The sequence below is a fragment of the Paraburkholderia caribensis genome (genome assembly GCF_002902945.1).
Classification (GTDB): domain Bacteria; phylum Pseudomonadota; class Gammaproteobacteria; order Burkholderiales; family Burkholderiaceae; genus Paraburkholderia; species Paraburkholderia caribensis.
Map to the genome: position 1 here is coordinate 1,757,326 of NZ_CP026102.1, position 23,905 is coordinate 1,781,230.

Below are 23,905 nucleotides of genomic sequence, written 5' to 3' on the forward strand. Positions count from 1 at the left end.
TTCCTGATCTCTCTACTATGAGTGCAATGCACTTAAATACCGGTGCCGCTTCAGCGATGCCTAATAAAAGATACGCTTGAGCGCTGCACCTGGGTCCTCCGCTCGAATCAGCGCTTCGCCGATCAGAAAATGATCGACGCCTACCGCCCGGAGCTTTCTTACATCGTCCGCGCTCCGAATGCCCGACTCCGAAATCACGACCCTGTCATCGGGGATGAGTCGGCGCATTGCAACGCTTGTTTCGATGGTCGTTGCAAAAGTCGCCAGATCGCGGTTGTTCACGCCTATTAGCGGGGTCTTCAACATTAGCGCCGAGTCCAGCTCACGAGCGCTATGAATTTCCACGATCACAGCCATGCCTAGTTCGGACGCGAGACTCTCCAGTTCCCTCATTGCACCGGGACTGAGGACTGCTGCAATCAGCAGGATGCAGTCGGCGCCCATTGCTCGCGCCTCCCAAACCTGGTAAGCGTCCACGATGAAGTCTTTCCGGAGGACCGGCAGGCTTGACGCACGACGCGCCGCACCGAGGTCTGATGCCGATCCCTTGAAGAACGTCCAGTCGGTGAGCACGGAGAGACAGGCTGCGCCCGCCTCCTCGTACGAGGTTGCAATAGCCGCGGGATCGAAGTCCGGCCTCAGAATGCCTTCGGACGGACTGGCCATTTTCACCTCTGCAATAACGCCGGGCAGGCCTTTGCTACGCTTGTCGCGAAGGGCAGCAATGAAGTCTCTTGAGTCGACGGTCGTTGCGATCTCTCGAAGCGCAGTTTGCGGCATGCGTTCTGCTGCCAGCCGAACTTCGCGAGTCTTGCAATCGATAATCCGGTCGAGAATCGTATTCATACTGTTGTGCAAACCATTGTCTGTTCCGATACAAGTCCCACTCTCAACGCTCGACTGCCGCGCCTGCAGCGGCGATGGCGGTTTTTCTCTCTGGCCAGGGGCTCAACTGCCCGTCCGTCGGTCTCGCGCGTCACTGCGCGACACATGCAGCCGTCTGGCCGTCAGGCCCGCTTCCAGGAGACTTCAGCGCAGCGTCAAAATTTATGACGTATCCCCGCCACCACAGCCGCTTGCTCCTTCGTGCTCGACGGCGATGACAGGAACAGCACGGCTGTCGCCCTTGAACCTGAAGCACGGATGTAGTTGGCGTAGGCGAATATGTCCGTTCTCTTTGAAAGAAAATAGTCGAGACTCAGTTGCCCCTGGTTCCAGTGCGGGTTCGAGTCAAGACCGCCGTAAGTGCCGTGCGTATACAGGTAGGCAGCCGAAGCGAACAGCGCCGGGGTGAACTTGTACACGCCGACCAGGCTAAGGTTGTCCAGATGCAGGCTGGTGGTATCCAGGTAGTCATAGCGGACATCAGAAACAATGCCGCCGAGGCTAAGCCTGTCGAAGCTGTACTCGGCTCCTCCTGCTATCACGCGCTGTTTGCGCACCCCGACGGAAGAACTGAGCGGGCTCGAATGAAACAGCTGGAAAGGAGCGCCGGCATAGTCGTCGCTGACCGCACCACCCGGGTTCGCCGTGCCCGGATGGTCAATTTCAACGTAGACAAGCGAATATCGCTGCATACGCGCGTCGAAATTGACACCAGCACTGAACGCACGGTTCTGCTGGAAGCTGCCCGCCTTGTTGCTGAACGCGTATAGCGATTCGAACCCGAAACCGCCCCACACCGGACTGGTGTACTTGACGGAGTTGCTGTATCGGAAGTTTCCTTCGATGTTGTCGTTGCTGCCGACACTGACGCCCAGACCTGGACCCATGGCCTGTGGCTCGATACGGTTCAGATAGTCCCACAGCACGTCATACTGGCGGCCGAAAGTGATTCTTCCGTACGTCGGACTCGACAGTCCGACAAATGCCTGCCGTCCGAACATCCGCCCGCCTTGCCCAAGCTTGCCACTGTTGCTGTCGAAGCCGTTCTCCAGCGTTCCGACTGCTGACAGGCCGCCACCCAGGTCTTCATTCAACTTGAATCCCAGGCGATTATTCTGATTGGCTCCGCTTATCATCGTCCAGTTGGTGTGGCCGCCCTGATTGCTGACATAACCCAGCCCATTGGAAATGATTCCGTAGAGGGTCACCGAGCTTTGTGCCATTGCCGAGGCGGACGCAAATGCCGTAACTGCCAGTACACCTAACTTCATTTTCATGACGGAACCCGTATGGTTGATGCCCGCGACGGGGCACGATTTTTCCTTTGAAAGCAAAGCTCGACTAGCGGATCCGGCTTGCGCCGACGTCAGGCTCCCCGCTGCCTACCCAACTTCAGATTGGTTTCCCTTCGCTCGAGGCCCAGTTCTTCATCAGCTCGTTGCTTGGCAAGGTCTCATCGATCATCTTCTTCGCCGTCTGGATTCCGGCGATCGGCAGCCCCGTGGGATCGAGAACGCCAATCTGTACCAGCACCGACGCCTGATCCCAGTAGATATGCTCGTTGTACAACTTATCGCCACGGAAACAGATCACGGCGAGCATGGGAATCTCGAAGTACTTGCCGGTCGGCGCCAGCCCCGGAAGCATATAGTCGATCTCGCGATCGTGCGTTGCACAGAAGATGAATTCGTCGACGATGCGGTCCGCACCGATGGTGCGCGAGATCGGAATAAAACGGGCGTCCCCCGGATTGGCGTGAACGAAGTGATACTTGTAGAACCGTTTGAGATCGTTGTATCCCACCCCGCCCGTCATGGTCGGCACGTGATTGACATAGGGCGCCGAGACCATGGTCGGCATGATCGAATCGACATCGCGCGATTCGAACTCGTGGTAGCAGTGCAATTCCCAGATGGAATTGAGGTCATAGATCGGTCCGAGCACTTTACGCAACAACGCGAGAGTGCGTGAATAAGCCATCATCGCTGCCGGCTTGTCGAAGTGCTCACGTTGCGGGGTCGCGAAAGCGTGGTCACAGCCTGGATACACGTATTGCTCGACCGCAGGTAGTGCGGAAAGTGCTGACTGGATCGTCTCGCGTGTTGCCTCGGGGCATAACGCGTCATTACCAGCAAAATGAAAAACCATCGGGCAGCGGATCGACGGCACATCTTCCATATAGGCATCGAGCCCGACACCGTAGTAACTCACCGCGCAGTCGATTTCCGTGCGAGCAGCGGCCAGCATCGCGAGTTTTCCGCCCAGGCAAAAGCCTACCGCGCCGACTTTTCCGACGTGTTGATCGAGCGAGCGGAGGGTCCTGATCGTCGACGCAATGTCGGTTATCGCCAGATCAACATCGAACTCGTCGTTGTATCGCAACGCCGTGGCAAAGTCCTCGCCGGTGTAGCCGAGATTGACGCCGCGCTTCATGCGCCAGAACAGGTCGGGCACCAGCACCACATAACCTTCCTCGGCGAATCGATCGGCCATGTCCAACATATAGGCGTTGATGCCGAAGATTTCCTGCAACAGGATCAAGCCCGGCCCGGACCCTTGCCGGGGCCGCGCGAGGTACGCGGAAAAGGCTTGGCCGTTGCCCGCATCAATGTCAATGTATTCACCGTTCATGATCTTCGTCCTTTACTCAATGCAACGTTATTGCGGGTTAGGGTGCGTTCAAATAATCAAAAGGCGCGCATGCAGCGCCTGACGATCCGCGGCGAGTTCACGCGCAATCTCTTCTGCCATCGCGCCCATGTAGACCTCGTCCGCTCCGCCCTCCAATGCTGCAAGCACGGCGTCGACTGCTTCTCCGACCGGGATCTTCGGAGGCGGGACGTTCCGGCTCATTTCCGTGTCGATGGGTCCGGGAAGAACAGAAATGACCCGGACGTGATGCGGCGCGAGTTCGGCTCGCGCGCCTTCCGTCATTCGAAGAGCGGCAGCCTTCGATGCACTCAGCGACGCCATCGACGGCAGGGCGACGCGCGCGAGTATCGAAAGAATGTTGATGATCGCGCCGCCGTTCGATCTGAGCGCCGGTGAGAATGCACGCATCATGTTTAACGTGCCGAAGTAATTCACCTCCATTTCGGCACGCGCCGCTTCCGCGTCATTGGTCTCCAGTACCGGCTGCGTCCGGTTCAGTCCTGCGTTGTTGATCAGTAGCGTGATGTCATTGGCGTTGGACGCCGCGCTCGCCACCTGGTCGATGTTCGTGATGTCCACTTCAACCGGCACGACGCGCGGATCACCGTACGCGACGCCTTCCATCTTCTTGACGCCCGCGTAGACCTTGCGCGCGCCCCGCTCCAGCAACGCATCGAGCAGACCCGCACCGAGCCCGCGGTCGGCGCCCGTCACGAATGCCACGCAGCCTTCAATTTGCATTACGACCTCCTGAACCGCACTGAGGCGCCAGGTTGAAAAAACGTTGGGAATTGACGCCGAGGATTTTCTCCTTCGCTGCGTCGCTCAATTGCGGGTGATTCGTTACAAGGTCGCCCACCACCTTCTCGCCCAGTGGGAACGGATAGTCGGAGCCGAGCAACACACGGTCTTCGCCCATCGTCTCCACGAGCAACCGCAAGGCACCATCGCTGAAGACGGCACTATCGACATGAAAGCGATCGACGTACGAAGCCGGCGGGTTCGGGCAATTCTCGCGAACGATGTCTCGTTGCTCCCACGCGTTCTGCACGCGGCCCAGCAAGAACGCAAAGCTGCCGCCGCCATGGGCGAAGCAAAGTTTGAGTGTCTTCGGGATGCGTTCGAACGCCCCCGAGAGAATCAGCGACACTATGCTCAACTGTGTTTCAGCCGGCATGGCGACGAGCCAGGGCAACATCCACTTCTTCATGCGACCGTCCGTCATCATGTCCCATGGATGCACGAGCACCGGTATATCGTCGTTCGCGCAATGCGTGAGAAACGTCACCAGTTGATCGTCGTCGAGATCGCGCGCGCCCAGGTGATTGCCGATCTGCACGCCCCGATGACCGGCACGGTGTGCACGCGAGGCTTCCCGGCACGCCAGTTCGACGTCCTGCAGCGGCACTTGAGCCAACGGCATCAGGCGCTGCGGCGCGTGCGAGCAGAATTCCAGCGCGCGATCGTTCATGCGCACGGCCCATTCATGCGCCGCTGCTGCAGCGTACCGATAGCCGAACATCACGGGTGTCGCGCACATCAACTGGATGTCTACGCCGCATCTGTCCATCTCTTCAATCCGCGTGGCGGGATCCCACAAAGCGCGATAGACGGGTCGAAACTCGCGCTTGCCTGTCATGATCATCCCCGTCTCGCCGTCTGTATCGACCTTGAGCCACGGCGCATGCTCTTGATCTAGCCCACTTGCTTCGTTGTGCGAAATACGCGGAAAAAAGTGGGAATGCATGTCGATTCGCACTGTCATGTTGATTTGCTCTGGATGGTTCCGTTAATCAGCTCGGCCTTGCTTGCCCGCATGAACAACGCCGCAGCGCGGACAGCGACGCGTTTCTTCCGATGCGTAAAATGCTTCGAAGAGCGGAGGCAGGTCGTCGACGATGCTCTTTAGTTGCAACTCGACGCGATGAACGCGCTCCCCGCATGCATCGCAATACCACTCGAATCCATCCATTACGCCGTCCGGACGTTGACGCTCTATCACGAGGCAGGCGCTTCCCGGCTCTGGCCGCTGGGGCGAGTGACGTACGTGCGGCGGCAGTAGAAATACATCCCCTTCTTTCAGTTCGACGCGCTCGCGCCTGCCGTCGATCCACAAGTTGAGGTAGGCGTTGCCGCGCAGTTGATAGAAAAACTCCTCGAGCGGATCGTCGTGATAGTCGGTTCGCCGATTCGGTCCGCCCACCACTGTGACGATGAAGTCGCTGTCCTGCCATATCTGCTGGTTGCCGACCGGCGGCTTCAATAGATGCGCGTGCTCGTCGATCCAACGTTCAAAGTTGAACGGCTTTCCATAACTCAGCATGCTTGTCTCGCTTAAAAGAATCGATACGTTGAGCGTGCGGTTGGCATTTCAGCGTACCGGCACGTATGCGACTGCTTTCATCTCGACAAGCAGGTGGGGATGCGGCAACTGATGAACGGCGACAGTGGTTCGTGCTGGACCCGTCTCGTCGAAATACTCCGCATACACTTCGTTGTAGCCACCAAAGTCGCTCATGTTCACCAGGAACGCTGAGATTTCGACCAGGTTCGAAAGGTCCGCGCCCTCGCTCTTCAGGATGTCGCGGATGTTTTCGATGACGGCGCGCGTCTGTCGACGAATATCGAGTGTGGCAGTGCCGAATTCATCAGCCGATGCGCCATCGATTGTGTTGTCCGGACGTCGGGAACTGGTGCCCGATACGAACAGAAAGTCGCCGGCTCGCGCGATATGCGGGAAGCGCCCGCGCGGCGTCGCCTTGCCCGGCACTACACGCCCTTCAGTGGTCTGATTCATGCAATCCTCACGCAGACGTTCGTCAATTCCGAATAGAAGTCGAGCGAATGGCGACCGCCCTCGCGTCCCAGTCCCGACAGTTTCGCGCCGCCGAATGGCGTGCGCAGATCGCGCACGAACCAGGCATTGACCCATACGATTCCTGTCTCGATTCGCCTGGCAACTCGATGTCCGCGCGCAAGCTGTGTTGTCCAAATGCTTGCGGCAAGGCCATAAGCGCTGTCGTTGACGCGCTTTACGACCTCCTCTTCGCTGTCGAACGGCGCGACGTGGCACACCGGTCCGAATATCTCTTCGCGTACGCATCGGGCGGAATCGGGCAAGCCAGTCCAGATCGTCGGCATGACAAACGCGCCGTCATCGCGTGCGTCGCCAAAGCTCGGTGCGCCGCCTCCCGTCACGACAGTGGCGCCTTCTTCGACGGCGAGACGGAAATACGACAGCACCTTGTCGCGATGGCCGCGCGATATGAGCGGTCCCATCGTCGTAGCCGGGTCGTCGGGCGCCCCGACGCGCAGTTTTTCCGCCTGTTCCTTCAAGGCAGTCACAAAGCGTTCGAAGATCGGCCGCTCGACGTACACGCGTTCACTGCACAGACAGACCTGGCCGGCGTTCGTGAAACTCGATTTAAGTACGCCGGCGACCGCCGCATCGAAGTCGGCGTCCGCGAACACGACGGCCGCATTCTTGCCGCCCAGCTCGAAAGAAACCTCTTTGACGCCGTCCGCAACGGCCTTCATGATCGTGCTGCCGGTGCGCGACTCACCTGTGAAGGTGATTGCACTGATATCCGGATGCCGCGTGAGGAATTCGCCCGCCGCGTTCTGACCATGCCCATGAATCAGATTGAAGACGCCGGGTGGCAAGCCGACCTCGTGCATGACTTCGGCGAGCAACGAAGCGGAGCTGGGTGTCTCCTCGGAAGGCTTGGCGACCACGCAATTGCCCATGGCCAGCGCCGGCGCCACCTTCCAGGTGAACAACAGCAAGGGCAGATTCCACGGCGATATGATGCCGATCACGCCGAGGGGCTTGCGCGTCACGTAGTTAATCAGCTCACTGCCGTCCGCTGCGTGCGTTTCGAAGAACTCACCGCTTGCCGTGCGGACAAGATCCGCAAAGGTTCGGAAATTCGCGATGCCGCGTGCAATGTCGAGGGTGCGGGCCTGCGCGACCGGACGACCGGTATCGGCAACTTCGGCGGCCACGAACTCATCGAAGCGAGCCTCGATGCCGTCTGCGATCTTATGCAGCCAAACCGCCCGCTGCGCCGGCGTGGTGTCGCGCCAGCCGGCTCTCTGCGCAGCGTGAGCCGCACGGACGGCGTTATCGACCAGCGCAGCGTCCGCCTCACAGACATCGGCAAGCTTGCGACCGTCGACCGGACTCAGGTTTGCAAAGGTCGTGCTGCTCCCCACGAACTCACCGTTGATGTAATGGCGCAACAGCTGCCCGTCGCGCGAGGTCGAAACCAATTGTGATGTCACACCCTTCTCCTGCCTGATTGAATTTGCCTTTCCACGCACATGTTCGAGGTTGCATGGATCCTCACACCCCTCCGCCACATCTGTCGGCGTCGCTGGACGAACAGTTGCGCCACGGCTCAGGCGATGGGTAGCGCGAGAACGCGGTTGTGTTCGTCGATTGCAAGGCCGACGTCGTCGCCTACCCGCACGGCGCGCTCGAGCCGCGCGATGACGATCGGGCCAACGTCCGTTGTAACGCTCGCAAGAAGCACGTCTGCGCCGTCTTGTGCGCCGACGCGACGGCGCACCGTCGTGAATTCGTCAACAGTGCCGCGTTCGGCCGCTCGCTCGAGCCACCCAGCGCCACCGCACTCGAAGCAGAAATAACGCGCAGGAAACACGGTCGAACCGCACTGTTTGCACTGGAATACCTTGAGCGTCATTGCACACCTCGCTCAACCGCTTCGAGCACCACGGCATTCGCACACATGCCATAGCGATACTCGACCATTCCATAGCCACTCACGAGCGCCAGCCGGGCATTCGGCACCTGCCGCTCCCCCGCACGACCGCGCAATTGGGCTAGCGCCTCCACGAGACCATGCATGCCGCCCGCAGCTCCTGCCTGCCCCGCGGACAGTTGACCACCGGAGGTATTCACCGGCAGGTCGCGCGATGCGATGCGCGCGATCATCGCCCGCAGGTCGCCGTCGGGCGCGAAGCCGAGATCCGCCAGTTGCGCAATCGCCATCACGGGGTAGTCGTCATAGACGGAGACCATGTCGATGTCGTCCGGCGTGACGCCTGCCTGCCGCCACAAATCGCCGGCGATCGTAGCCAATGAAGTCTCAGTGCCATCCCCTGTCTGGTCGTCGCCGTTGTAACGGCATTGCAGAGAACGCACACGGACATTCCGGGCGCGACGCGCGAGATCGGCGCGCGCGATGATCACGGCGTTGGCGCCGCTGACCACGGGTACGCAATCGAACCGGCCCAACGGGTCAGCGATGATCGGCGCTTCGAGATAGTCGTCGATGGTCAGCGGCGTTCTATAGATAGCATTCGGGTTCAGCGCTGCCCAGGCGCGCTGCGCGACGCACAGCGCCCCATAGTCGCGTCTAGTCAGGTTGTGACGCTTCGCGTGACGCTGCGTGAGCATCGCGAACAGTCCGTTCGGCCCACCCAGGTCGAGCGGGCGCAACCAGTTTCGCGTTGTCAGGTTGTAGTGATCGACCAGCTGCTTGAAGTCAGCGGGCTCGAATCGGTCGCCGGACACCAGCGCAATCACCTTCGCGTCGCCGTGCTGAATTGCGCGTATAGCGTGCTGCAGCATATTGATGGCGCTTGCTCCACCGTGACAATCGTCCATGCACCAGCGTGGGCTGAGTCCGAGGCGCCAGGCGAGATCGATAGCATGGTCAGGAGCCAGTGTGAAAGACGCTACGCCGAGCCCGTCGATGTCTTTCGCCGTGAACCCGGATTCGTCGAGCGCGGCGGCGAAGGCCCGGGCAAGCAGATCGCCTGTGGAATCTGACGTCGCCTGTCGCCGGTACGGTATTTCCACACCGGCTGTCAGTAGTGCTTCGTCGCATTTGTCGAGTGTCATTTTCGATTTCCTTGAGCGCGACGATCAACGCTCGCGACGAGCAACCGTCTCGTGTGTGAAGAACAGTGAGATCACGGTGACCATGCCGAGGGCCGCCATCAGCAAAGCCACCGGCCAGGCTGCGTGATAGTGCGCGAGCAGCGCCGTCGCCAGCAGTGGCGACAAGCCGCCTGCAAAGACCGACGAAACCTCGTGTCCAAGCGCCATACCCGAGTAGCGCACTTCCGTGGTGAACAGTTCGCCCATCAGCGCGGGTTGCGTACCGAGCATCGCGCCGTGGCACACAGCATTACCGAGCAGGAATGCCAGCCAGATGAGAGCCGGGACCTTCGTATCGAGGAGCCAGAAAAACGGAAACGCGATAATGACGACACCCAGCGCACCGATCATGTACACGGGCTTGCGACCCAGACGGTCGGACAAGCGGCCCCACAACATCAGCGTAACGAGTTCCACCGCCATCGAGACGATCACGCCAGCGAGCATGATCTGGTTAGGTACGCCGATGAACTTCCCATAGACGAGCGCAAAGGCAATGACAATGTATGAGGCGCCGTTCTCGGCAACACGCAGCCCCATAGCCATTAGAACTTCCTTGGGATGTTTCCGGATGACGTCGAGTACCGGCATCCGCGCCCTTCTACCCTCGGCCTCGGCCTTCGCGAATTCGGCGCTTTCCGGCAACCGCGAACGGATATAGACGCCCACACCGAAAATAGCGATCGACAGCAGGAAGGGAATACGCCAGCCCCACGTCATGAACGCATCCTTCGGCAACATCTGCACGAGAAAGAAAACGCTCGCCGACAGCACAAAGCCTCCGCCGACGCCGATCTGGCTCATCGATGCGTAAAATCCGCGCTTCTCAGGTGGTGCGGACTCGCTGATCATCAGCACCGCGCCACCCCATTCGCCGCCCGCCGCGATGCCTTGCAATATGCGCAGGACTATCAGCAGCGCCGGCGCCCACAGTCCGACCTGGGAGTAAGTTGGCAGAAAGCCGATCAGAAAGGTCGCACCGCCCATGATCGACAGTGTCCACACGAGGGCACTCTTTCGACCATAGCGATCGCCGATGTGCCCAAACAGCGCGCCACCTAATGGACGAGCGGCAAACCCGACCGCGAAGCCCGCGAACGCGACAAGCGTGCCCAGCAGCGGGTCGGTTCCTTTCGGAAAGAACAGCTCACCGAAAACGAGCGCCGCGGCCGTGCTGTACAGGAAAAAGTCATACCACTCGAGCGCGTTGCCGGCGACCGACGCGAACACGATCCGGCGTAGGGATCTCTCGTCGACAGAGACCGCGAGCGGCTCTGGCACCACTTGAGATGGCGTGCTTACAGCAGAAAACGTTCGCGTGCTAGTCATGGGAGTCTCCATGTGTACATTCGAGATGTCCTCGATGTTGCTGTCTCAGTTGCTATGCGTTGAAGCGGCCCAAGCTTCCGGGAAAGGGGCAGCTCGCTTCATCGACGCTTGAGTCGGTAGCCGGACGTTTCCAGATCCCACGTCGTGGCGGTAAGGCCGGTTTGCCGCAATTTGAATTTCTGGATCTTTCCGTTTTCGGTCTTCGGCAGTTCCTGCTCGAAGTCCAGATAGCGCGGCACAGCGAAGTACGGCAGGCGCGGTTCGCAGTAGCGAATCAGATCGAGTGGCTCTAACAGCTCACCGTCACGCAGACCGATTACGGCCATCACCTCGTCTTCCGCGAGTGCGGAATTCACGGCGAACACAGCCGCCGTTTCGACCGACGGATGACTCAACAGCACTTGCTCGACCTCGTATGAGGAGATGTTCTCGCCTCGGCGGCGGATCGCATCCTTCTGACGATCGACGAAACGGAAATAGCCATCGGACTCACGTATGACGCGGTCGCCCGTATGAAACCAGAGATTGCGCCAGGCCTTCACCGTTTCCGCCGCCATGCCGAGATAGCCGCTTGCAAAGGAAAACGGCTCGTCGGCACGCAGGATGAGTTCGCCGGGCTCGCCGTCGGGTACAGGCTGATCATGCTCGTCCACGACTCGCGCCTGGAAGCCTTGAGCCAGCCTGCCCATATATCCGGGACGTCGTGCGCTCGCGACGCCGCCGATCACCGCATTCGTTTCCGTCGAGCCGTACCCGTCGATCAGTGCAATGCCGCAGCGAGCGGTGAATTCGTCCTGGAAATGTCCCGGCACGCCCGGTGCGAGCGCGACGCGGACCCGATGACTACGCTCGTTGGCAGCGACCGGCCGGCCCAGCAAGATGGGCACCATCGCACCGAGAACGAACGTCACGGTCGCTTGCGTGGCCACCAGGGCGTCGAAAAAGCCGCTTGCCGAGAAACGCCGGCCCACGACAAGCTGAGCATCCTTCATCAACGCCTGAAAGAAACTGTTGAGTGCGTTTGTATGGAAAAGTGGCAAACATGTGTACAGGACGTCGCCCGCGACAACTCCCAGATCACGCGCAGTGTTATGCCCCCACCAGTAGAACTGGGCGTGCGGGCAGATCACCCCTTTGGACAACCCGGACGTTCCCGACGTATAAAGCACGGCCAACGCATCTCCGTTCTCCACCTTCGCTGCTGGAATCGGCTCTGCTGCCGGCGGAAACGGGGAAGTCGCGTAACGGGGCGCAAGTGAATCGGTCGCCGGATCGCCGATAAGCCAGATGCGCTCCAAGGGAAGATCTCTCGCCTCGAGCGCGTGTACAACATCCACAAGATGGGCTTCGGCAACTAGCAGGCGGGCGCCCGAGTTGCGCAGAATGTGCTCGAGTTGCAGACCGCGCGATGCGGTGTTAATCGGAACGACCACCGCGCCGAGCCATCCGCAGCCGAGGACGACTTCCATAAATTCTGCCCGGTTTCCGCACAGCAATGCGACGTGGTCACCGCGCTTGACGCCATGGGCGGCCAGTGTGCCGGCGCGGCGCGATGCGACCTCCACAGCATCGGCGGCGCTCCATACAGTAGTTCCGTCTGAAAAGAGCGGACCCGCCCCGTTTCGTGCAACGCGCGCCGTCAGCAAAGCCGGCAAAGTGCGCGACGAAGTAACCGCTGTTTCTTCTACAGGCTGTTCGACGATCGTATCTGTCAGTTCCATGAACACTTGCCTCTCCTATGTGTGAGGCCAGTCTAGGATCCGTTAATATATCGGTCAAATCGATCAAATTTAGGGTGTACATAGACGTGATCAATTATCACAGCGTCGATCTCAACCTGCTGCGCGTCTTCCAGGTGATTCTTGAAGAACGGAGCCTCACACGCGCGGCGCAGCGACTCGATCTGTCGCAGCCCACGATCAGTTATTCGCTCGGGCGTCTGAGGTCGCTTTTTGATGATCCGCTTTTCGTTCGCACGCCTGACGGTATGTTGCCTACGGCCACCGCGGAAAGATTGGCTGTGCCGGTCAGCAACGCCATTGCGTCGATCCGCGAAGCATTGCGGCAAAGCGAAGAGTTCGATCCGGCGACGAGTACGCGCGAGTTTCGTTTGGCGATGTCTGACATCGGGCAACACGTTTTTCTGCCACGCATTTGCGAGAAACTTGAGCGCGTTGCTCCGGAAGTGCGTCTATCAGCCGAGCAGGTGCCGCTGCGAGAAGTTGAGGAGAAGTTGAGGCTCGGGCAAATCGATCTCGCTATAGGCAATCTTCCGTCGCTCATGCCGGTCACGAACCACGCGCTACTGTTTCGCGATGAGTTTGTGTGCATGACGCGAAAGCGCTCCGGGCTACCGGTCAGGAAGTTGTCACGGCAAAAATTCCTGGAATTCCTGCATGTGAGCGTGACAACCAGCGATAGCAGCCACCTTGCGATTGACGACATCCTGCGCACGCAGGGTTTGCACAGGCGTATTGCACTGCGAGTGCCCCATTTCACGGTTGTTCCGCAGATCCTGCAGCGCACGAACTGGATGGTGACACTCCATAAAGGCGCGGCACTTATGTTCAACGAAACGGGCCAGTTTTCAATCTATCCGATGCCGGCGGATATTCCTGACATTGAATCCACCGTCCATTGGCATCGTAACTTCGACAATGACGAAGGAATCCGTTGGTTCCGCCAACTTGTCATCGAGACGTTGCATCTCGACTGACACGCATCGAAAAAGACGGCCGTCCGGTCTTGCTCCTGGGCCAATCCTTGACTGATCGGCTTCATGGGCTAATGTCCGCGGCTCAGTTGCCCTCAGGCAACGAGGGGCTTTTCTGGGTTTTTCAGACCTACTTGGGCATCGACTGGTCCACTGCGGCATCCCAGATCCCCATCGCGTCAGTCGCAGCCTTCTCGATAACGGCATACTTGATGCGATCGCGGGCGAGCACAGACAGTCCCTGGAAGAAAGAGTCGAGCGCGATGGACAGCGATGTCGGATCCGTGCTGCTGCGCAGTTCTCCGCTCTTGATGCCCCGCGCTACGCAGGTGCGAAAGCCGGCGCGGGTGCGACTACGCACCTCACGAAGCAACTGGGTGACGGCTTCACTGCCGATGGAACTGGCCTCGACAACGCCCAGCGCAACCATACAGCCTTTCGGATGGCCGCTCTCAGTCTGCATCCTTGCCGACCGGAGCAGCGCAAGGAACACGCCCTCCCGTGGCGGAAGCGACGTGTCATGGAGACTACGCGTCACCTTGCCATAAAGCTCCATGTATCGTGCCAGCGCCTCCTTGTACAGCGCCTCCTTGGACTCGAAAGCCGCATAAAAGCTGGGCGCGGAGATGCCGCCGCCGATCGCCGCCTTCAGTTGCGACAAAGACGTCGATTCATAGCCATGTTCCCAGAACAGATGCATTGCCGAAATGATCGCCGCATCGCGGTCGAACGTGCGTGGCCGACCCCGCTGAACCATGAAAAATCTCCGTCGGTAAAGATATATATACTAGTCGATACACAATCGTTGAGCAAGTCGCAACTTGCAAACATCCCGCGCATGGCAGCGGGTCGTTCAAAAGGACGGTTGACATGGCCTTACACGCCCCCTTATATTTGTACCACTCGGTATGTAAATTGAGAGCAGCGCGGGGCCACTACATAAGCCCCGCATTTTTTTAGCCATTTATGTACCACTCGGTACGGAATACACCCATGTCCAAAGAACTCGAAGCACGTCTTGACGCAATCGAAAGCCGCTTCGCCATCGATGCGCTGATCGCTAACTACGCCGAGGCGTTCGACACCATGAACATCGAGCTGCTGGCCACTCTCTGGCATCCCGAATCGCGACTGCTGCTGGGTGCGAATGGCAACTCCGAGGGCATGGAGGCCATCTTGGCGCAAGCACGCATCAACATGAAACGCATGCCCCACATGCATCATTGGATGGCGAACGCCCTGATCACGATTGACGGTGACAACGGCCACGGCCTGGTAGCGGCGGATTGTCTCTTTTACGACGTCGATCAGGGCACGCTCCAGGTGAGCGGCCAATACCGCGACGTCTATCAGCGACGCCACGGCCGCTGGGCATTCCTGGAGCGCACCTTCACCATGCACTACGCCACACCGCTCCAGAACTGGCACCCCATCACGGGAACTGAACGCTTCGGCCGTCCGGCCTGACGCGGTCCGCAGCCGCCGAGACTTATGCATATGACAACCTCATCCACGCGTCGATGGTCGGCGTTCGCGGTGTTGCTGGTGGGAGCATTTCTGCCTCCACTGGACTTCTTCATCGTGAACGTCGCCCTGCCGTCCATTCGAAGCACCCTCCACACGAGTCCTGCAGAGCTGCAACTCGTCATTTCCGGATACGCCGCGGCCTACGCGGTATTCCTTATCACAGGAGGACGGCTAGGCGACCTCTTCGGCCGGCGGAGGATCTTCCTCTTCGGCGTCACAGGTTTCGGACTGACATCGGTGATCTGCGGCTGCGCATCGTCACCCGCCATACTGATCCTCGGGCGTGTGCTGCAGGGCCTGAGCGCCGCCGCCATGGCACCGCAAGGACTGGCCTCCGTTCACGCCCTGTTCCCAGAGAAGGAGCGAGCGCGCGCCTTAGGCCTCTACGGCGCCGCGGTGGGACTGGCTGCCGTAGCCGCGCAGGCGCTCGGGGGTGCCTTGATCTCTGCGAACATCCTTCACCTGGAATGGCGCGTGGTCTTTCTCATCAACCTGCCGGTCGTCGCCGCCGTCCTGATCTTCGGGCTACCTTTGCTACCCGACGTCCGCGGTGACAGCCCGGCAGCTGTAGACCGGATCGGGGTGCTGCTTTGCGCGCTCACGCTGGGCTTGCTCATCGTGCCCCTGGTCGAAGGGCGGGAACTGGATTGGCCGTGGTGGGCCTGCGCAATGCTGATCGCGTGCCCCGTCGCTGGCGTAGCCTTTTGCCGATATGAGATGGCCTACGCTCGCCGAGGCGGCGTGCCCTTAATCAGCGTGGAGCTGGTCCAAAGGCCTGGCCTGATGAGCGGGCTTACGGGCGTCCTCTTCTTTTACGTCGTCTCTGCTTTCTTCCTGACGTTCTCCGTCTATCTCCAGGGGGCGCTCGGCATGAGCCCATTCGAGACAGGGCTGGTTTTCCTGCCGTTCGGGGTCGGCGCCTTCATCGGGCCGCTGACGACGCCGCTGGCCATCCGCCTCTTCGGCGACCGCGTCCCCGCCATCGGCATGATGCTCGAGGTCGCCGGCTGCGTACTCCTCGCCGCCCTCGTATCCGGCGCGCCCGGACAGATACCGGCCCAGTTTCCGCTTTTCGGGGGCGTAGCACTCCTGGGATTCGGTCAAGGCTGGGCGCTGCCGACGCTGGTTCGCTCGGTTATCAATCGAGCGCCTTCGACCGGTTCCGGGATGATCGCGGGCATCACGAATTCGGCGTTGCAAATCAGCGCAGCACTCGGTGTCGCGGTCATCGGCGGTGTCTTCTTCAGTGTCGCAGGGACTTCACCGGATCCGCAGACCCTGGCCCGGGCACTGGTTGTCGCAATGATGTGCGTCGGTGGCAGTCTGACCGTTTCCGCCGTACTGTCTATCATCGCTTCAAGATCGAGCGCTCATGCCGCTGCAAGGACGGCGCCTCGTTGAGTCCATCCCGCCATCGCGCTCGTCGACTTGAGTGGATGCCCACCTGCTGACACGCTTGCGCGATCACCGCTCCAAGTAGGGATGTCTCGTTTGAAGAGCACGACGCGTCCGGAATGGAAGCGGCCAGATAGATCTGTTGCTGCGCCTCGGCCCGATCGAAAGGAGTCAGCTAGGTGGCCGGTGCCAGGAGTGCACGAGCCGTTCGAACGACGGCTTTGCAAGAGAGCCGCCCGGCAGAAAATGGCCGAACCCGGTCCTGCATTGAAGGGCTAACCTGGGCGATTGCTGGTCAGCCGAGTCGATCAGCAGTCGACCCGTTGCCGTCATTCAACTCTCGACAGCGGCAACGTCCGTTTTCAAAGTCCCACCGCCATTCGTTCACACCGGGACGCGTGACCCTTGTCGGCCTTGGCTCGCAACCTGCAACTGATGCGCAGACAGCGACGAACCCGAGAGTTCGTGAACATAAATGTCCAGCGTACACCTCCGGTCAGATAACAAATCGGTAATCTGCGCGTCGCTGTTCGGTAAGCAGGGCCACGGAGAATAGAAGTTCACAAACCCTATACGGCACGCACATCATGTTGTCCCTCCGTTCCAGAGTTACGACGATTGTCGCCACCGTTGCTGCGTTGTTCTTTTTGCTCGTCGCTGCAGGTTTGGCCTTCGTGTATTCCGGAATGTATGACGTCTCGGCAAGTTCCAAAGACAACCCGATCATGGCGAAGCTGCTGCATGATACGTACGAAGCCTCGATGCACCGGCACGCCAGATCTGACGTCGCACCTGGCGATCTGCTGTCGTTTGAAAACATTCGTTCGGGGGCGAAAATGTACGACTCCAGCTGTGCCCTCTGCCACGGTGCACCCGACCGTCCACTGAGTCTCATCGGACAGGGTATTCAGCCCGCCGCGCCCTCGCTCTTGTCTGCCAGCCGTCGGAATAAGCCCGAGCTGATGTTTTGGACGATCAAGCATGGCGTAAACATGACAGCTATGCCTTCGTTCGGGAAGACGCAGTCGGACCAGGCGATCTGGCAAGTGGCCGCGTTTATCTACGCCGAGCGCGGAATATCGAAGGATAAATACGAGCAGCTCGTACATCGCAACGCCCAGGTTGACAACACGGGTGTCGCTCTCACAGGTCCGAAACCGGAGCCAGGTAAAGAATGACCGAGCTGTTCTGATTCACTTGCCCGGTCGGTTGAATGATTCTCCTGGGTCTATAACATGAAACGCGTTGCTCGATGACCGAGCGCCAGCGTGAGCAAAGGGCATCTCATGGCCGATCGCTGCCGACTCCAGGCCCCCACGGCTGCCTGATAGTGCTCCTCCCGACGGCTTTAGAGCTAGTCAGTGGGCGGCGTGTCTAACTAACTTGAGCGTAATGTTTTTTCGGCTCTTGCGGCCGTCATACATAGCTCATGGAGCAGGTTCACGTCGGCAGAACTTAGTTTGATTTCGACTGCCCCGTCGGAGACCGCGTCAATGTCGGCAAATGAGAAAACGTGAGTGCACGCCGCTAAATATGACCCTATCATTGTTGGATGGCTTCCATCGGGCTCGTATAGGTCGATTGCAGGCCGCAGATTGCGAAACTGATCCCATGCCAGGCCGACTGGAATGACTCTGGCTCCCGTCACTTCAGCCAATCCCTGAAACGCCTGAACTATTTTCGCCTGCGACGCTGGGTCGTCCTTCCGAGCCCAAGTCATGTACAAATATGGCCTGGCACCGGCGGCTTGAATCTCATCGACGAACCTTCGCACATATTCCTGCATGCTTCTCAATGCGCGGAGCGGCCGAGTGCTTTGGTCCTGCAACACGACGGCATTCCATGTCTGGCCAGCCAGACGCTTTTGGACTTCGCCGCGGTTCCAGTGCGCCGCTAGCGACGCTCCGCCGAATGCAAGTACATCCGCCTTCACCCGCATACCAGGCATGCTTGCCTCAAGGAGGCGGGCTACCAGCGTTGGCATATCGTTTCTCGTTGTATAGCTGTTGCCAACAAAGAGGACTCGAAATTCGCTGCTCATAGTAGTGACGGGATATAACGACCGGTTTGCCAATCGATGCGATCACCGCAACGACATACCAATGCTGCTTCGTTCCGCATGGTACCCCGTTGAACGGCCACTCACCTGTGTGGCGACGAATGAGGTTGCCCTGAGTTGGTAGAAGCGGTCTGGCGATCCCGTGATCTCCCGTTTGAGCCGTGTCGAACTTCCGCTCTTTGCATGCATCCGCGTACGCTGTCGACAGAGAGTGGCCGAAAGCGCCCCTTACAGCTATCCGATCAGGTGGCGTCTAAATCTGCTGTTCACGCAAATCAGTCGCATAGAGCTATCGGGTAAGACGTTCGCGCAGATCTCGGTACAGCGGGAAATGTCGATACTGGCAAGCGAAACGCCTCACGCATCGTTACGCAAACGTTCAACGATCACGACATCCATGTCGTCGCGTGCCGTCAACGTAAGCTGCGCTTGATTGCGGATAGCAACGCCGTCGCGAGGCGCCAGGCGGACGTGTCCCACGTCGAGCCTCCCATGATCCGCGACCAGATAGGCTGACCCCGGCATCGGCAACGTGTGCTGCATGCTCGTGCCTTCGCGTAGCGTCGCGATACGCACGCGTGCATCAGCGTTGATCGGCAGCGCGCCCGCGGCCACGTCGTCCGCGTCGCCGCTCGCCAGTGTGATGAAGCGGCCTTCACGTAATTCGCGTGAACATGCACGCGTCGCCCAGCGGGGCGCACCGCCCGGCGTGCGCGGGCGCAACCAGATCTGGAACAGCCGCGCCGGTACGTCTTCCTCGTTGCGCTCGGCGTGATGGATCGCGGTGCCCGCACTCATCGCCTGAACGGAACCGGCGACGAGCCGCGCGCGATTTCCCGCATCGTCTTCATGCGTGATCGCGCCCGAGCGCACCCACGTGACGATCTCGACCTCGCGATGAGCATGCAGGCCGAAACCCGAATGCGGCGCGAATTCATCGTCGTTCCATACGTAAAGCGGGCCAAGCGGCGCATGGCCGTCGCGCCCGGTCTCACCAAAGCGGAAATGCAGCCGTGCGGCGAGCCAGTCGCGCCGGATTGCGCCTAGCGAGAAAAAAGGACGATGTTCGATCAAGATGACACTCCGTTCGAGCGAGTCAGGCGGGAATGCGATCATGGCTGACCGCATCCGCGTGTCCAGGCCACATTCAGATCTGCTGCTGACCACCATCGACGAACAGCTCGACGCCATTTACGAAGCTCGCATCGTCCGAGGCGAGGAACAGCGCAGCGCTGGCGATTTCGCCGGGTTCGCCAAGACGTCCCATGGGAATCTGCGCAGCCAGGTAGTCAGCGAGGCCCTGACGCTGCGCGGCGTCGTCACCGGCCAGATCGAGCAGGCCTGGCGTGCGGGTTGCGCCGGGGCTGATCGTGTTCACGCGGATCTGACGGTCCTTGAGGTCGAGAATCCAGTTGCGTGCGAAAGAGCGCACCGCGGCCTTCGAAGCCGAATAAACGCTGAATGCCGCCGTGCCCGCGCTGCCCGCTGTCGAACCCGTAAGAATCACCGATGCCCCCGCGGCGAGCAGCGGCAGCGCCTTTTGCACCGTGAACAGCACGCCCTTCACGTTGCGATCGAATGTGTCGTCGAAGTGCTCTTCGGTGATGCTGCCAAACGGCACCATCGAACCGCCGCCTGCGTTTGCGAACAGTACGTCCAGACGCCCCTGTTCTTCCTTGATCTGCGCGTACAGCGCGTCGAGTTCGCCGAGCTTCGTGGAGTCCACGCGCACGCCGGTTGCTTTGCCGCCCGCTTCGTGGATGCCCTTCACGGCGGCATCGAGTTCGGCCTGTCGGCGGCCCGTGAGGTAAACGTGCGCGCCTTCAGCCGCGAAGCGCTGGGCGGTGGCGAGGCCGATGCCGCTGCTTGCGCCGGTGACGAGTGCGATCTTGTTATCGAGTTTGCGTGCCATGGTGTTGCTCCTTCGGTTTCGTTCAGGGGATGTTGGGGTTCGGTGTTGCGTGCTGCGATGTGAGGAGAATATCGACGGGCTGATCTTTCCGAAATAGAATTGATTGCAAACCAACATTGCAAAAATGAAAAGATGAGGACGAATGGCGAAACTGCCTGATTTCGAAGGACTCGCGATGTTCGCGAAGGTCGCCGAGGAAGGATCGTTCGCGGCGGCGGCGCGCGCAATGGGCGTGTCCGTGGCGACGGTCTCGCGCGGCGTGGCCCGCCTGGAGGACCGGCTGGGCGCACGGCTCTTTAACCGCACGTCGCGCCAGTTGTCGCTTACCGAGTTCGGCCGGACGATCTGCGAGAAAGCCAGCGAGATCTACCGGCAGGCCGAGGAGGCGGAAAGTGCGGCGCGCGAGATGTCGGTGCAGCCGCGCGGGCTGGTGCGCCTCGCCGTGCCGATGTCGTTCGGGTTGCGCTGGGTCGCGCCCCTGCTGCCGGATTTCTTTCGCGCCTATCCGGAGGTGTCGATCGACCTGCATCTATCGGACGCGCCGGTCGATCTGGTCGCCGATGGCTTTGACGCCGCGCTGCGCATCGCCGCGTTGCCGGATTCGTCGCTGGTCGCGCGGCGGCTGTGCGCGGTGACGCAATTCGTGGTGGCGTCGCCCGACTATCTGCGGCGCGAAGGGCGGCCCGCTCATCCGCGCGAGCTGGTGGACCGGCCGTGTCTGTCATACGCATATCGCGCGCGTAGCGAGGTGTGGCGTTTCACGAACGACGCAGGCGAGGAAGAGCCGGTGATGCCGACCGGCCCGCTGCGCGTGACGAATTCCGATGCACTGTTGCCCACCTTGCTCGATGGTCTGGCGATCGCCGAGCTGCCTGAATTCATCGCCGGTGAATATCTGGCCGATGGCCGTCTCGAAGCGATCCTGACCGACTGGTCGCTGACGAGGGGCGGTCTCTACTTCGTGACGCCGTCAGCGCGCGCGCGACCCGCGAAGGTGGCGGCGCTGTCCGATTACTTCGCTGAGCATCTCTCCGATCCTACGTGGCGATGGCCGAAGTGATGCGCTGGCGAATCTGATTCGCGAACCCCAATACACCGGCGCAGGTATTTGCGGAATATGAAGTCGAAGCGCTCGTGCCGTCGACGGGGAAAATCTATCGGCAGATGCATTGCCGGGCGGCTCGTGACACGGGACGAAACCTGGTGTGATCAGACCCACAGTGGCGGCAACCTCGTTGCAACTGGCTTATGTCGCCGCGGGACATGAGTCGGCAGAAACTCGACTAGTGAATCTCTTTTGTATATGGCTCCGCTCATTCAGAACGTCGGCATCGACAGGCTCGTGCCCGGTAGCGACTAACAGCAAGGAGTCCTGTTGCGGAACGTTCCTGTATGAAGCTGAACAGCTTTTAATTGTTCTTAATAAGTGGCGCGATCGGCCGCCCATTGAATACATTCCACATCAACAGTGAGTAATGTTTGCTTGAACGGACATTCGACAAGTTGTTTCAGGCAACCCGGGTGAATGCTTCACGCCAGAACATTGCAATGACTGGCGGATCTATCGCGGGATTGGCGGGCGCCCTCACTCTACGTGTACGGGCCGAGAAGTACAAATCCGTCGAACGTTGCGTTCACCGCAACCCGAGATTGCGTTTTGGCGGGATTCTGCGGCGGCTACGCGAGCTATATCCTCTAGGCGCTATCTGGTTAAAGGTGCAACATGCAAACCATTCAGGTCGAGGTCAATTACGACTTCATTTGTCCGTGGTGCTGGATCGGACAACGTAATTTTGTCGCAGCGCTAGCGCAAGGCAGCGCAGGCGAAACCGTATCGATTCGCTATGTGCCATTCGAATTGAACCCGTCAATGCCCATCGACGGAATGGATCGCCGCGTGTATCGCACGCGGAAGTTCGGCAGTTGGGCGCGCTCGCAAATGATGGACGGGCAGGTCGCAGCCGCTGGCCTGGCCGTTGGCGCGCGGTTCAACTACGACATCGTGCAACGCACGCCGAATACGCGCCTTGCGCATCGCCTCATGCAGTTCACCCAGGAGCGCAACGAGCCGCAAAAGACGGCGGCGCTTTATGAACACGTTTACGCGGCGTATTTCTCCGATGGCCTCGACATCGGCGTGCTGGATACGCTTGTGGCGATAGCGGCCGTACAGGGCTTCGACCAGAATGCGGTACGCGCCTATCTGGTCTCGAATGCCGGTAACGACCAGATCGATGCCGCCCGCCAGCACGCAGACAGCCTGGGGGTTCGCACCGTGCCCACTATTGTGATCGACGGGGAAACTATCAGCGGCGCGCAGCCGCCCGACGTCTTCACGCAAGCGCTGCGCTCGGCGGCACTCAGGAGCGCAGCATGAGTTCGATCGGGAAACACCGGGCAGTTGTGATCGGCGGATCGCTTGGCGGCCTGCTGACAGCCTCGACGTTGCGCGCGGCGGGCTGGGAGGTCGACGTGTTCGAGACGTCACCGGGCCCGCTCGATAGCCGCGGCGGGGGCGTAGTGCTTCAGCCTGACGTGCTCGATGCGCTGCAGTTCGCTGGCGTGAAGCCGCCGGATCCGCCGGGCGTGCCTTCGGGCGAGCGCATCTACCTCGACCGCGAAGACAAGCGCGTCGAGGAACTCTATATGCCGCAGATGCAGACTTCATGGAGCCTGTTGTACCGCGCCATGAAAGACGCCTTGCCGGCGCAACATCTGCACTCGGGCGAAACCTTCGTCAATTTTCGCACGGAGGGCGACAAGGTCGTCGCGCTGTTCGACAACGGCCGCAGTGAAGAAGCGGATCTTCTGGTCGGCGCAGACGGCATCCGCTCGACGCTGCGCAGCCGGCTGCTGCCCGAGGTGATGCCCGCCTACGCCGGTTATGTGGCGTGGCGCGGACTCGTTGAAGAACTCGATCTGCCAGCACAGGCCGCGAGCACGTTGCGCGGACACTTTGCATTTCAGGAGGGGGATGGCCATTCAGCCCTCTCCTACATGATCCCGGGTGACGACGATTCGACCGAAGTCGGCAAGCGGCGCTGGAACTGGGTGTGGTATCGCAAGTACAGCCGCGCGCAGCTCGAGCAGTTGCTGATCGACCGCAACGGCGTAGCGCGGCCGTTTTCGCTGCCGCCGGGCTCGACCAAAACCGCCGACATCACCCAGCTTCGCGCCGATGCGAAGCTCATGATGGGGCCCACATTCCGCGCGCTAGTCGATTCAACCGAAGATCCATTCATGCAGCCTATCGTCGATCTGCGCGCGCCGAAAATGGTGTTTGGCCGCGCCGTGCTGCTCGGCGACGCCGCGTCGGTGCCGCGCCCGCACACAGCCGGCAGCACCGCAAAGGCCGCATCCAATGCTCACGCGCTGGCGCTCGCCCTTCTGTCGGCACAGCGCAAAGGCGAAACGATCGATTCGGCACTGAAGCATTGGGAAAGCCAGCAGTTGCAACGCGGCAAGCTCATGACAGAGCTGGGCATCTCGCTCGGCAACCGGCTAATGAAGATCGCCCGTTGAAGC

General features: G+C 60.2%; 23 protein-coding genes. 7 read left to right on the plus strand and 16 right to left on the minus strand.

The features are described from left to right. Positions 1-60: 60 nt before the first annotated feature. From trpC to C2L66_RS24420, 12 genes are all read right to left on the minus strand, one after another. Complete coding sequence (gene trpC / locus C2L66_RS24365) at positions 61-846, minus strand: indole-3-glycerol phosphate synthase TrpC (RefSeq protein WP_060606097.1); 786 nt, start codon at positions 844-846, stop codon at positions 61-63. Positions 847-1,040: 194 nt separating this feature from the next. Beyond that, positions 1,041-2,162: a porin gene (locus C2L66_RS24370; RefSeq protein WP_060606094.1), complete on the minus strand. Its 1,122-nt coding sequence runs from the start codon at positions 2,160-2,162 to the stop codon at positions 1,041-1,043. 115 nt (positions 2,163-2,277) lie between these two features. Next, positions 2,278-3,516, minus strand: a complete 1,239-nt coding sequence (locus tag C2L66_RS24375; protein WP_060606091.1) for a dienelactone hydrolase family protein — start codon at positions 3,514-3,516, stop codon at positions 2,278-2,280. 48 nt (positions 3,517-3,564) lie between these two features. Continuing rightward, a complete protein-coding gene (locus C2L66_RS24380) occupies positions 3,565-4,278 on the minus strand; it encodes an SDR family NAD(P)-dependent oxidoreductase (RefSeq protein ID WP_060606088.1) in 714 nt (237 codons plus the stop codon). After that, a complete protein-coding gene (locus tag C2L66_RS24385; protein WP_060606084.1) occupies positions 4,268-5,302 on the minus strand; it encodes an amidohydrolase family protein in 1,035 nt (344 codons plus the stop codon). The genes C2L66_RS24380 and C2L66_RS24385 overlap by 11 nt, the downstream gene beginning before the upstream one ends. Before the next feature lie 24 nt (positions 5,303-5,326). Next, positions 5,327-5,860 (minus strand): 3-hydroxyanthranilate 3,4-dioxygenase, encoded by a 534-nt coding sequence (locus tag C2L66_RS24390; protein WP_060606081.1) that lies wholly within the window; start codon positions 5,858-5,860, stop codon positions 5,327-5,329. 48 nt (positions 5,861-5,908) lie between these two features. Continuing rightward, positions 5,909-6,334, minus strand: a complete 426-nt coding sequence (locus C2L66_RS24395; RefSeq protein ID WP_060606078.1) for a RidA family protein — start codon at positions 6,332-6,334, stop codon at positions 5,909-5,911. After that, positions 6,331-7,821 (minus strand): 2-hydroxymuconic semialdehyde dehydrogenase, encoded by a 1,491-nt coding sequence (locus tag C2L66_RS24400; protein ID WP_060606075.1) that lies wholly within the window; start codon positions 7,819-7,821, stop codon positions 6,331-6,333. Before C2L66_RS24400 ends, C2L66_RS24395 begins: the two co-directional genes overlap by 4 nt. 116 nt (positions 7,822-7,937) lie before the next feature. After that, complete coding sequence (locus C2L66_RS24405) at positions 7,938-8,243, minus strand: Zn-ribbon domain-containing OB-fold protein (RefSeq protein WP_060606072.1); 306 nt, start codon at positions 8,241-8,243, stop codon at positions 7,938-7,940. Beyond that, a complete protein-coding gene (locus tag C2L66_RS24410; RefSeq protein ID WP_060606069.1) occupies positions 8,240-9,406 on the minus strand; it encodes a thiolase family protein in 1,167 nt (388 codons plus the stop codon). The genes C2L66_RS24405 and C2L66_RS24410 overlap by 4 nt, the downstream gene beginning before the upstream one ends. A 24-nt stretch (positions 9,407-9,430) precedes the next feature. Further along, positions 9,431-10,786 (minus strand): MFS transporter, encoded by a 1,356-nt coding sequence (locus C2L66_RS24415; protein WP_082670441.1) that lies wholly within the window; start codon positions 10,784-10,786, stop codon positions 9,431-9,433. An 86-nt stretch (positions 10,787-10,872) separates the two neighbouring features. After that, positions 10,873-12,495 (minus strand): ATP-dependent acyl-CoA ligase, encoded by a 1,623-nt coding sequence (locus tag C2L66_RS24420; RefSeq protein ID WP_060606063.1) that lies wholly within the window; start codon positions 12,493-12,495, stop codon positions 10,873-10,875. A gap of 86 nt (positions 12,496-12,581) precedes the next feature. Here C2L66_RS24420 and C2L66_RS24425 point away from each other — a divergent pair, with 86 nt between their 5' ends. Continuing rightward, positions 12,582-13,490, plus strand: a complete 909-nt coding sequence (locus tag C2L66_RS24425) for a LysR family transcriptional regulator (protein WP_060606061.1) — start codon at positions 12,582-12,584, stop codon at positions 13,488-13,490. 127 nt (positions 13,491-13,617) lie between these two features. Here C2L66_RS24425 and C2L66_RS24430 read toward each other — a convergent pair whose 3' ends face one another. Next, positions 13,618-14,244: a TetR/AcrR family transcriptional regulator gene (locus C2L66_RS24430; protein WP_060606059.1), complete on the minus strand. Its 627-nt coding sequence runs from the start codon at positions 14,242-14,244 to the stop codon at positions 13,618-13,620. 236 nt (positions 14,245-14,480) lie between these two features. On the opposite strand from C2L66_RS24430, the gene C2L66_RS24435 reads away from it, so the two are divergent. From C2L66_RS24435 to C2L66_RS24445, 3 genes are all read left to right on the plus strand, one after another. Next, positions 14,481-14,954 (plus strand): nuclear transport factor 2 family protein, encoded by a 474-nt coding sequence (locus C2L66_RS24435; RefSeq protein WP_060606056.1) that lies wholly within the window; start codon positions 14,481-14,483, stop codon positions 14,952-14,954. Between the two features lie 24 nt (positions 14,955-14,978). After that, a complete protein-coding gene (locus C2L66_RS24440) occupies positions 14,979-16,415 on the plus strand; it encodes an MFS transporter (RefSeq protein WP_082670439.1) in 1,437 nt (478 codons plus the stop codon). A gap of 581 nt (positions 16,416-16,996) precedes the next feature. After that, positions 16,997-17,587, plus strand: coding sequence for a c-type cytochrome (locus C2L66_RS24445; RefSeq protein ID WP_060606050.1), 591 nt, complete (start codon positions 16,997-16,999; stop codon positions 17,585-17,587). Between the two features lie 200 nt (positions 17,588-17,787). Here C2L66_RS24445 and C2L66_RS24450 read toward each other — a convergent pair whose 3' ends face one another. The 3 genes from C2L66_RS24450 to C2L66_RS24460 all read right to left on the minus strand — a co-directional run bounded on the left by C2L66_RS24450 (position 17,788) and on the right by C2L66_RS24460 (position 20,380). After that, positions 17,788-18,450 (minus strand): SGNH/GDSL hydrolase family protein, encoded by a 663-nt coding sequence (locus C2L66_RS24450; protein WP_060606047.1) that lies wholly within the window; start codon positions 18,448-18,450, stop codon positions 17,788-17,790. Between the two features lie 375 nt (positions 18,451-18,825). Next, a complete protein-coding gene (locus C2L66_RS24455) occupies positions 18,826-19,542 on the minus strand; it encodes a pirin family protein (protein ID WP_060607228.1) in 717 nt (238 codons plus the stop codon). Between the two features lie 73 nt (positions 19,543-19,615). Then, the gene (locus tag C2L66_RS24460) at positions 19,616-20,380 is read right to left on the minus strand and encodes an SDR family NAD(P)-dependent oxidoreductase (RefSeq protein WP_060606045.1); all 765 of its coding nucleotides are present in this window, start codon (positions 20,378-20,380) and stop codon (positions 19,616-19,618) included. 142 nt (positions 20,381-20,522) lie between these two features. On the opposite strand from C2L66_RS24460, the gene C2L66_RS24465 reads away from it, so the two are divergent. The 3 genes from C2L66_RS24465 (at position 20,523) to C2L66_RS24480 (ending at position 23,902) form a co-directional block, all read left to right on the plus strand. Further along, on the plus strand, positions 20,523-21,440 hold the full coding sequence (locus tag C2L66_RS24465; protein ID WP_054930570.1) for a LysR family transcriptional regulator: 918 nt from the start codon (positions 20,523-20,525) through the stop codon (positions 21,438-21,440). A gap of 663 nt (positions 21,441-22,103) precedes the next feature. Then, entirely contained in the window at positions 22,104-22,757 is a 654-nt protein-coding gene (locus C2L66_RS24475; protein WP_060606042.1) for a DsbA family oxidoreductase, read from the plus strand. Next, a complete protein-coding gene (locus C2L66_RS24480) occupies positions 22,754-23,902 on the plus strand; it encodes an FAD binding domain-containing protein (RefSeq protein WP_060606040.1) in 1,149 nt (382 codons plus the stop codon). Before C2L66_RS24475 ends, C2L66_RS24480 begins: the two co-directional genes overlap by 4 nt. Positions 23,903-23,905: the final 3 nt, after the last annotated feature.

Bases quoted from the DNA above. Each gene is read 5' to 3' on its own strand.
- C2L66_RS24450 (WP_060606047.1), bottom strand. From the start codon at position 18,450: ATGAGCAGCGAATTTCGAGTCCTCTTTGTTGGCAACAGCTATACAACG.
- C2L66_RS24375 (WP_060606091.1), bottom strand. From the start codon at position 3,516: ATGAACGGTGAATACATTGACATTGATGCGGGCAACGGCCAAGCCTTT.
- C2L66_RS24370 (WP_060606094.1), bottom strand. From the start codon at position 2,162: ATGAAAATGAAGTTAGGTGTACTGGCAGTTACGGCATTTGCGTCCGCC.
- C2L66_RS24395 (WP_060606078.1), bottom strand. From the start codon at position 6,334: ATGAATCAGACCACTGAAGGGCGTGTAGTGCCGGGCAAGGCGACGCCG.
- C2L66_RS24440 (WP_082670439.1), top strand. From the start codon at position 14,979: ATGCATATGACAACCTCATCCACGCGTCGATGGTCGGCGTTCGCGGTG.
- C2L66_RS24465 (WP_054930570.1), top strand. From the start codon at position 20,523: ATGGCGAAACTGCCTGATTTCGAAGGACTCGCGATGTTCGCGAAGGTC.
- C2L66_RS24405 (WP_060606072.1), bottom strand. From the start codon at position 8,243: ATGACGCTCAAGGTATTCCAGTGCAAACAGTGCGGTTCGACCGTGTTT.
- C2L66_RS24475 (WP_060606042.1), top strand. From the start codon at position 22,104: ATGCAAACCATTCAGGTCGAGGTCAATTACGACTTCATTTGTCCGTGG.
- C2L66_RS24410 (WP_060606069.1), bottom strand. From the start codon at position 9,406: ATGACACTCGACAAATGCGACGAAGCACTACTGACAGCCGGTGTGGAA.
- C2L66_RS24435 (WP_060606056.1), top strand. From the start codon at position 14,481: ATGTCCAAAGAACTCGAAGCACGTCTTGACGCAATCGAAAGCCGCTTC.
- C2L66_RS24460 (WP_060606045.1), bottom strand. From the start codon at position 20,380: ATGGCACGCAAACTCGATAACAAGATCGCACTCGTCACCGGCGCAAGC.
- C2L66_RS24420 (WP_060606063.1), bottom strand. From the start codon at position 12,495: ATGGAACTGACAGATACGATCGTCGAACAGCCTGTAGAAGAAACAGCG.
- C2L66_RS24380 (WP_060606088.1), bottom strand. From the start codon at position 4,278: ATGCAAATTGAAGGCTGCGTGGCATTCGTGACGGGCGCCGACCGCGGG.
- C2L66_RS24430 (WP_060606059.1), bottom strand. From the start codon at position 14,244: ATGGTTCAGCGGGGTCGGCCACGCACGTTCGACCGCGATGCGGCGATC.
- C2L66_RS24480 (WP_060606040.1), top strand. From the start codon at position 22,754: ATGAGTTCGATCGGGAAACACCGGGCAGTTGTGATCGGCGGATCGCTT.
- C2L66_RS24390 (WP_060606081.1), bottom strand. From the start codon at position 5,860: ATGCTGAGTTATGGAAAGCCGTTCAACTTTGAACGTTGGATCGACGAG.
- trpC (WP_060606097.1), bottom strand. From the start codon at position 846: ATGAATACGATTCTCGACCGGATTATCGATTGCAAGACTCGCGAAGTT.
- C2L66_RS24445 (WP_060606050.1), top strand. From the start codon at position 16,997: ATGTTGTCCCTCCGTTCCAGAGTTACGACGATTGTCGCCACCGTTGCT.
- C2L66_RS24415 (WP_082670441.1), bottom strand. From the start codon at position 10,786: ATGGAGACTCCCATGACTAGCACGCGAACGTTTTCTGCTGTAAGCACG.
- C2L66_RS24385 (WP_060606084.1), bottom strand. From the start codon at position 5,302: ATGACAGTGCGAATCGACATGCATTCCCACTTTTTTCCGCGTATTTCG.